Source organism: Caldisericia bacterium (assembly GCA_021158845.1).
GTDB lineage: Bacteria > Caldisericota > Caldisericia > B22-G15 > B22-G15 > B22-G15.
This window is the reverse complement of record JAGGSY010000038.1, coordinates 1-8,449: the sequence shown is the minus strand read 5'-3', so window position 1 is coordinate 8,449 and position 8,449 is coordinate 1. Positions and strand designations below refer to the sequence as shown.

At 34.4% G+C, this 8,449-nt stretch carries 8 protein-coding genes; all 8 read left to right on the top strand.

What is annotated here, in order from left to right; all coding sequences use genetic code 11:
- Positions 1-571 (top strand): hypothetical protein (locus J7J33_01505; protein MCD6167969.1); only part of this gene is annotated, 571 nt, incomplete at its 5' end.
- On the top strand, positions 552-1,871 hold the full coding sequence (locus tag J7J33_01500) for a UDP-N-acetylmuramoyl-tripeptide--D-alanyl-D-alanine ligase (protein MCD6167968.1): 1,320 nt from the start codon (positions 552-554) through the stop codon (positions 1,869-1,871). The genes J7J33_01505 and J7J33_01500, both read left to right, overlap by 20 nt.
- The gene (locus J7J33_01495; GenBank protein MCD6167967.1) at positions 1,865-2,824 is read left to right on the top strand and encodes a phospho-N-acetylmuramoyl-pentapeptide-transferase; all 960 of its coding nucleotides are present in this window, start codon (positions 1,865-1,867) and stop codon (positions 2,822-2,824) included. Before J7J33_01500 ends, J7J33_01495 begins: the two co-directional genes overlap by 7 nt.
- Positions 2,825-4,195 (top strand): UDP-N-acetylmuramoyl-L-alanine--D-glutamate ligase, encoded by a 1,371-nt coding sequence (gene murD / locus J7J33_01490; GenBank protein MCD6167966.1) that lies wholly within the window; start codon positions 2,825-2,827, stop codon positions 4,193-4,195. It abuts the gene before it with no gap.
- Positions 4,179-5,252, top strand: a complete 1,074-nt coding sequence (locus J7J33_01485; protein ID MCD6167965.1) for an FtsW/RodA/SpoVE family cell cycle protein — start codon at positions 4,179-4,181, stop codon at positions 5,250-5,252. Before murD ends, J7J33_01485 begins: the two co-directional genes overlap by 17 nt.
- Positions 5,249-6,268, top strand: coding sequence for a UDP-N-acetylglucosamine--N-acetylmuramyl-(pentapeptide) pyrophosphoryl-undecaprenol N-acetylglucosamine transferase (locus J7J33_01480; protein MCD6167964.1), 1,020 nt, complete (start codon positions 5,249-5,251; stop codon positions 6,266-6,268). The genes J7J33_01485 and J7J33_01480 overlap by 4 nt, the downstream gene beginning before the upstream one ends.
- Positions 6,261-7,637, top strand: coding sequence for a UDP-N-acetylmuramate--L-alanine ligase (gene murC, locus J7J33_01475; protein MCD6167963.1), 1,377 nt, complete (start codon positions 6,261-6,263; stop codon positions 7,635-7,637). Before J7J33_01480 ends, murC begins: the two co-directional genes overlap by 8 nt.
- Positions 7,624-8,449 (top strand): UDP-N-acetylmuramate dehydrogenase (gene murB / locus J7J33_01470; GenBank protein ID MCD6167962.1); only part of this gene is annotated, 826 nt, incomplete at its 3' end. The genes murC and murB, both read left to right, overlap by 14 nt.

Below are 8,449 nucleotides of genomic sequence, written 5' to 3'. Positions count from 1 at the left end.
AAGGGGTGATATTGACATAGTTCTTCCTGCCCTCTCCTTTTTAAAAATATTTTATAATAATGTAATCTCTTTTGTGGAAAAGATTAAAGATATAAAGAGACCCCCTGGTAGATGGGAGATACTATCTAAAAATCCTTTAATAGTGGTAGACAAGTGTAATACCCCTCCCTGCTTTGAAAAAATTATGGACCTTTTCCCTCTTGTCAAGAGAAGGATTCTTGTATTCTCATTCTTTGAGGAAGAGGATATAAGAGAGACCATAAAAATTTTTAATATAGTAAAGAAACTGTTTGACTTTGTTATAGTAACCTCAGATGATACAATGACAAAAACTCCCTTTATGTGTAATAGAGATTTTATGAAACTTCTTAAAAGATACGGTATTCCTTTTAAATTTATTGAGGACAGAAGAGAGGCAATTGAGTATGGTGTAAAGCTTACAAATAATTCTGATGGACTCTTCATCCTTGGAAGAGGGGATGAGAGTTTTATGCTTATTCGTGGAAATAGGGTAAAATATTCTGATGTGGAGACTGTAAAGGAGATAATTCATGGAATTAAGAGGAACTAAGATAGCAAGGATAATAGATGGAAACTTTTATGGAAAGGATGCAATGATTAGACATATATGTGTAAATTCTAAACTCTGTGGAAGGGATTTCTTATTCTTTGCCCTTAAAGGAAAAAGAACTGATGGTCATTTATATATTGAGGATGCAAAAATTCATGGATCACTGGGTGCGGTGGTGGAGAAAAAAGTAAAAAAACCAGAGGAATTTTTTATAATAGAGGTTAAAGATACCCTCTCTTCCTTAAAAAAGATTGGTGCATTTGTAAGGGATAGGATTGATAGTGTTATTGGAATTACTGGAAGTGCAGGGAAAACAACCACTAAAGAGATGATCTTTAGCGTTCTTTCCTCCACAATCAAAACATTGAAAACAGTGGGAAATTATAATACAGAAATTGGTATTCCCATATCCATATTTGAGTACACCGATGAAAAAATATTTGTATCTGAAATTTCTGCTCAAACTTCTGAAGAGATAGAGGAAATTCTAAAGATGGTTAGACCTGATATAGGAGTTGTAACAAACATAGGATACTCACATACAGAGTTTCATAAGGATCTTGATGGTGTCTTTAAGGCAAAGAGTAAACTTGTTTTGTCTCTTCCAGAGAATGGAATTTTGTTTCTCAATGCAGATGATCCAAATGTGTTAAAAATGAAGGATATAAGAAAGGTAAAGACAATAACATACGGAATAAAGAAAGGAGATATAACAGCAAAGGATATAGAGATGGACATAGAAGGGACAAGGTTTCGTTGTGAAGGAGAAGAGTTTAAACTCAGAACCTTTGGATATCCATTTATCTATTCATCTCTTGCCGCAATCTCTGTTGGACTGGAATTTGGTATATCCATAGAGAGGATAAGGGAGAGCCTTAGAAATTTCTCTCCTATGTGGGGAAGGATGGAAGTTGAAAAGAAAAATGGAGTTATCTTTATTAAAGATTATTACAACTCCAATCCATCATCTGTGAAGGAATTGATAACAAGTATTGATAGAGTAAGAGGTGAAAGGAGGGTTATATATGTTCTTGGAGATATGCTGGAACTTGGAGAAAAGGAGGAGATGCTTCACAGAGAAATTGGAAAATTTGTAAACTTAAAGGAAGATGATTTAGTTTTAACTTTTGGAAATCTATCAAGATATATCTCTGAGGAAGTTAAAAAGAGAGGGTTGAATAGTAAACACTTCGACTCAAAAGACAATTTAAGAGAATTTCTCTTGAAAATTATTAAAGAGGGAGACATAGTGGCAATAAAAGGTTCAAGAGGAATGCAAATGGAGGAAATCTTATGTTAACTTCAATCCACTTCTTTCTCTCATTTTTAATCTCTCTATCTTTATACCCAATCATCATAAAAATTCAGAAGAGAAGAGGAAAGGGTCAAATAGTTAGAGAGGAAGGACCCAAAAAACACCTATCAAAAACAGGAACACCAACTATGGGAGGAATACTTTTTTTATTACTTCCCTTTCTCTCATATCTATTCATTAAGAAGGATCCACTGGTCAACAATCTTTTCATCTTTGTACTATTAGAGGGAAGTATAGGTTTTGTAGATGATCTCTTAAAGATAATAAAAAGAAACTCCACAGGTCTTCTTGCAAGGTGGAAACTTTTATTCCAAACTCTATTTGCAATACCTTTCATACTTTACATACAAAAAAATGTGGGAACAAGGATTCTTATACCCTTCTCTCTTTCATATATAGATTTAAGTTACCTCTTCATCCCTTTCCTTCTCTTTGTCATAGTTGGAGGAATTAACAGCTTCAATCTTACAGATGGTCTTGATGGACTTCTTGGAGGTTTATCTTTAATCCTTTTACCATTTTACCTTACATTCTTCTCAGAAAAAGAACCGTTGTTTATCATCCTTATTGTTCTTTCAGGAACACTTATTGCATTTTTGTGGTACAATTTTCACCCAGCACAGATATTTATGGGAGATACAGGTTCAATGATACTTGGTTCCATATTTATGGGAGTCTCTGTCATATTGAGGGTAGAACTATTCCTTCCAATCTTAATGTTTATATTTATAGTTGAGACCCTTTCAGTAATAATACAGGTGTCTTATTTTAAATGGACAAAGAGAAAGTATGGAGAGGGCAAGAGGATATTTAGAATGGCACCTATACATCATCACTTTGAACTGATGGGAATACCTGAAGAAAAAATTACCCTTAGATTCTGGATTATCCAGTTTCTTCTACTGATTGTATCTATTCTTTTAATTGGAGGTAAATAGATGAATCTTTTAAATAAAAGAGTATCGGTTATTGGTATAGGTTCCACCAAATTCTCTGGTTTTTACGCTGCACTTCTTGCAAAAAAAGAGGGAGCAAAGGTTTTTTTAAGCGAGAAAAGGGGGGAGGAGAGATTTAAAGATTTAATAGAGGACCTAAGGAAGGAAGGAGTTGAGTATGAGTTTGGGAAAAACTCTGAAAGAATCCTAAACTCAGATCTTATAGTGGTAAGCCCTGGAGTTCCCTTAAACATCCCAGTTTTGAAAGAGGCAAGAGAGAAAGGAATAGAGATAATTGGTGAACTTGAGTTTGGATTCAGATTTATAAATGGAGAAGTTATTGCCATAACTGGCACATCCGGAAAAAGCACCACCACCACCCTTACGTATCTATTCCTCAAAAATTCTGGTCTACCGGTGACTATTGGTGGTAACATTGGGATACCGCTCTCCAAGATTGTAATGGATAAGAGAGACGGAATATTTGTGCTTGAGGTCTCCTGTTTTCAACTTGAAACAATAAAAAGATTTAAACCTCATGTGGTGATATTTGTAAGTTTCCATGAAGACCATTTGAATAGATACTCCACAATGGAAGAGTATCTTGAAGTAAAGAAGAGGACCTTTATAAATCAAACAGATAAAGATTATGCAATATTAAACTACGACGATAAGACTGTAAGAAATCTCTCCAATAATATAAACTCAAGAGTTCTTTTCTTTTCAACAAAGAAAGAGGTGGAAGGAGCGTATCTAACAAATGGAAAACTTCTAATTCAATTTGACAATATAAAAAAAGAAATAATTGATTCCAAAGATATACTGTTAAGAGGGGAATTCAACATAAGGAATATACTTGGAGCATCTCTTGGAGCTTATATTATGGGTGCAAAGGTTGAAGCCATAAGAAAGACACTTAAGGATTTTAAAGGACTTGAACATAGACTCCAGTATGCTGGAAGGATAAAGGGTATAACATTTATAAATGACTCCAAATCAACAAAACCTGAATCAACTATAGCAGCACTTTCAGCCTTCCCAAAGGGAAGAATTATCCTCCTCCTTGGTGGCAGTAGTAAAAAAACAGATTTTCACAAACTTATAAATTTTTCTGTGGATAGAGTAAAGTATATTCTTTTAATGGGAGAAACTGCTCCTGAAATTGAAAAGATACTTAAGGAGATAGGCTTCAAGTCTTACAAAAAGGTAAAAAATTTGAGGGAAGCTGTTGAAGTGGCTCTCAACATAGGTGAAAAGGGAGACTTCTTCCTTTTATCTCCAGCTTGCGCAAGTTTTGACATGTTTGTGGACTTTGAGGACAGAGGAGAGAAGTTTATAAAAATCGTGGAGGAAATGAGTGAGAAAAAATCCTGATCTTCTTTTGATCCTAATGGTAGTTGTGCTTTACATATTCGGAATCCTCTGGCAGTTCTCTGCCTCATCTGTGGATTTTTTAAAGTATGGAGAATTCACCTCCTTTAAGAGATACCTCATTCATGTAGCAATATCAATATCTGCTCTGATTCTATTTATTATAGTTCCATTGAAAACCATAAAGAAATTCGCAAAACCTCTATTTATAATTTCCCTTTTACTTCTTGTTCTTGTCTATATACCCGGTCTTTCCTTAAGAAGTGATTACAGAAGATGGATTATTATAGGGAGTTTCTCCTTCCAGCCATCAGAACTATTTAAACTTGCGTTAATAATTTATTCCTCCTATGTTCTATCCAGTGAATACTTTATATGGAAAAAATGGAGATACCTCTTTCCCCTGATACTCTACTCAGGGATAGGAATACTTCTAATAGTTTTTGAAAAAGATCTTAGCACAGGTGCATTAACCTATCTAATATTACTCTCAATGCTCTACATAGGAACATGGAATAAGAAACATTTTCTTGTTCCCTTGAGTGTTTCATTACTATTTCCTGTTATGGTTAAACTAAACAGATCTTGGTGGGAAAGAATAATATACACTCTTCAACCCTTCAAATACAACACAGATAAAAGCTATCAAATAGCACAATCACTTATAGCTATAGGTTCGGGAGGTATCTTTGGAAGAGGATACATGATGGGAAAACAGAAATTTGATTATATCCCTTATGTATCCAAGGATTTTATATTCTCACTCATATGCGAAGAGTCAGGTCTCACAGGAGGGTTAATAATTATAATACTTATATTGGGTATCCTTATAAGAGGTTACAGGGTATCGGTAAAAGCAAAGGATCCCTTTATCAAATTTCTATCCTTTGGAATCACTACCCACATAGTTTTACAATCCTTTGTGGTTATAGGGGTAAACATAGGCCTTCTTCCAGTAACAGGTCTCCCATTTCCATTCTTAAGTTATGGAGGTACTGCACTACTGATAAATGGAATAGAGATGGGACTACTTATAAACACATCAAGGGGGATATCATGAGAATGATAATTGCATCAGGTGGCACTGGTGGACATCTTTACCCTGCCATCCTTATTGGAAAGGAACTCGAAAGAATTGGGTGGGAAGTGTTATTCACTGTAGGTAAAAGAGAAACGGAATTAAGAATAGTGAAAAGCATGAATGTAAACTATAGGGTTCTACCACTTACTCCTCCATCAAATCGTTTTTTCCATTACCCCTCAATACTTATCTCTCTATTCACAGCATTCAATGTAATAAGAAGCTTCAAGCCAGAGAGCATCTTAGGAACAGGAAGCTATACTGCATTTCCCATGCTTTTCTGGGCTAAGATTCTTAAAATTCCAATCTATCTTCATGAACAGAACACAATACCGGGAAAGGTTACAAAAATTTTTTCAAAATACGCAGAAAAAGTTTTTATTTCTTTTCCTGAAACAAAAAAATACATTAAAAATAGGAAGAGTGTTTTCACCGGTTTACCTGTAAGAGAAATTGATGTTGAATCAGACTGTAGTAGAATATTGGAAGAGATACAATTAGATAAAGATAAACCTATCTTTTTAGCCTTTGGGGGAAGTCAGGGTTCATATGTGTTACTTAAAATGCTTAAAGAAGTAGAAAAAGAAATTCAGAAGATGAATCTTCAGGGAATAATTATAAAGGGAAATGTAAAACTTTCTTTTAAATATGCCTTCCCTCATGTTTTAAAGGAGTATGTATATAATATGCCTTCTTATTACAAAATATCAGACTTCGTAATAGCAAGAGGTGGTGCCTCCACCATATGGGAATTGATAAATGCAAGAAAGCCTGCCATAATAATTCCAATAAAGGGAAGTCTTCATCAGCTTAAAAATGCGTTATTTTTTAAAGAATTAGGTGGGGGATTTGTGGTTGAGGAAGGAGATACACACTCTCTTATAACTTCCATATCTTACCTTCTTCATGAAAGAGAGAAATTTATAAAGAATCTTGAATCTTTCAACATACCAGACTGGAAAGCGATTTTAAAAAAGGAGATGAGAGATGCTTGATGTGAAAAATATACATCTAATAGGCATAGGGGGGGCAGGAATGACATCTCTTGCAAACATTTTGGTAGAGGCAGGATACAATGTCAGTGGCTCTGATATAAAAACTTTTTCAAAAAGTAAGGAACTGGAAAAGAAGAGAGTAAAAATATATATAGGGCACTCAGCTTCTAATATAGACAATTCTGATTTAGTGGTGTTCTCCTCGGCGATACCTGAATCTAACATTGAAATTATAGAGGCAAGAAAGAGAGGAATTCCATCTCTTCACAGAATGGATATGATAACTCTTCTGTTTAGAGAAAAAGACATAATAGGAGTTGCAGGAACACATGGGAAAACCACAACCACTTCCATGATCTCAAAAATGCTTATTGATAATAAAATAGATGCATCCTTCTATGTAGGTGGAGAAAGTAAAGATGTCCCCTTCGGCAGTCATTTTGGGAAGGATAGATATCTGGTTCTTGAAACAGACGAACATGATCTATCCTTTTTAAAGATAACTCCATATATCCCAGTTGTTTTAAATGTTGATAGAGACCACTTAAGCATGGATGGGCCTTTTAAAGGGAACTTCTCCCTTTTAAAGGATGCCTTTAAAAGATTTATGGAGAGTAGTTCCTCCCATAAGGTTATACTAAACCTTGATGACGATTTTCTAAAAGATTACTCAAAAACCGCAAAAACAGAGGTTCTGTCTTTTTCATTAAAGGATAGAAATGCCACTTTGTTTGCAAAAAATATTGAAATTAATGGGTTAAACACATCCTGTGACATCTTTTTAAATGGAAAAAATGTTGGAAGATTAAAATTAAAAATACCCGGAGAAAAGAATATTCTTAATGCAATGGCTTCCTTTCTTGTGGGATACCAGCTAAACCTCCAACCAGAAGAGATACTCCTCTCTCTTTCAGAGTTTAAAGGAACAAAAAGAAGATTTGAGATTCTTTATGATGAAAAATTCACCATTATAGATGACCATGCAGATCATCCAACAGAGATAGAAGTTACTCTAAAAACCGCAAAGGAGGTCTTTAAAGATAGAAGAATAATTCTTGTGCTTGAACCACATAGATACTCAAGGGTAGCTATGCTCTTTAAAGAATACGCAGAAAGTATTAGGGAAGCAGACATTGTCTTTCTTCTCCCACTGGATCCAGCAGATGAGAGAGAAATTAGCGGTATAAATACAGAGAAGATCTACACTGAGGCAAAATTTCTGTATCCTGATAAAAAAATATACTATCTTGAATCTGAACATGTTATAAAAAATCTGGTAAACTTAATTAAGAGAGATGATGTTGTTATATTTATGGGTCCAGGGAAAATCAAAAATCTTGCCAAGGAGTTCTTAGGTGAAATTAAGTGAGGATACATTCTTGAAATTTGTTAAGGGTAAGGTTATAAGAGATGCTGAATTAAAGAATTTTACTACATTTAAAGTTGGTGGTAAGGTTGACTTCCTGATAATACCACAGGATGAAGAAGATATAAGAGTTACACTATCAATAGCAAGGGATAAAGACATTCCTCTTTACATAATTGGGAATGGGTCAAATCTTCTTGTATCAGATGAAGGTGTTAGAGGAATAGTAATAAGAATATCAAAGATAAACTTTAACAGATTCAATCTTAAAGGATCTGTTCTTAAATCTGAAAGTGGTGTACTTCTATCAAAACTTATCTCCTATACTGTAGATCAGGAACTTTCAGGAATGGAATCTCTACTTGGAATTCCAGGTACTCTTGGAGGAGCTATAACCATGAATGCAGGAACAAACGGCTTTTCCATATCTCAAATTCTTAGAGAAATAAAGGTTATGGATAAAAATGGAAAGATTAAAGCGGTAGAAAAAGAAGAATTAGGTTTCTCCTATAGGTCCTCTAAGATAATGGAGAAGAAACTAATAATTCTTGAAGCAGTAATGGAACTCAAAAAATTCAAGAGAGACTTGATAAATGAAAGTTTAAAGAGAAACTTTGAGAAAAGAAAGAAGACACAACCATATTCATATCCAAATGCCGGGTGTATATTTAAAAATCCAGAGGAGAAACAAGCTGGATGGTTAATAGAAAGAGCAGGATGTAAAGGTTTGAGAATTGGAGGAGCAGAAGTTTCTACAAAGCACGCCAATTTCATAGTAAATAGAGGAAACGCTACATTTAATGATATTATTAAAG

What these genes read in the sequence shown, in the direction of transcription:
- murC (MCD6167963.1), top strand. Translation starts at nt 6,261, where the DNA reads ATGCTTGATGTGAAAAATATACATCTAATAGGCATAGGGGGGGCAGGA.
- J7J33_01480 (MCD6167964.1), top strand. Translation starts at nt 5,249, where the DNA reads ATGAGAATGATAATTGCATCAGGTGGCACTGGTGGACATCTTTACCCT.
- murD (MCD6167966.1), top strand. Translation starts at nt 2,825, where the DNA reads ATGAATCTTTTAAATAAAAGAGTATCGGTTATTGGTATAGGTTCCACC.
- J7J33_01500 (MCD6167968.1), top strand. Translation starts at nt 552, where the DNA reads ATGGAATTAAGAGGAACTAAGATAGCAAGGATAATAGATGGAAACTTT.
- J7J33_01495 (MCD6167967.1), top strand. Translation starts at nt 1,865, where the DNA reads ATGTTAACTTCAATCCACTTCTTTCTCTCATTTTTAATCTCTCTATCT.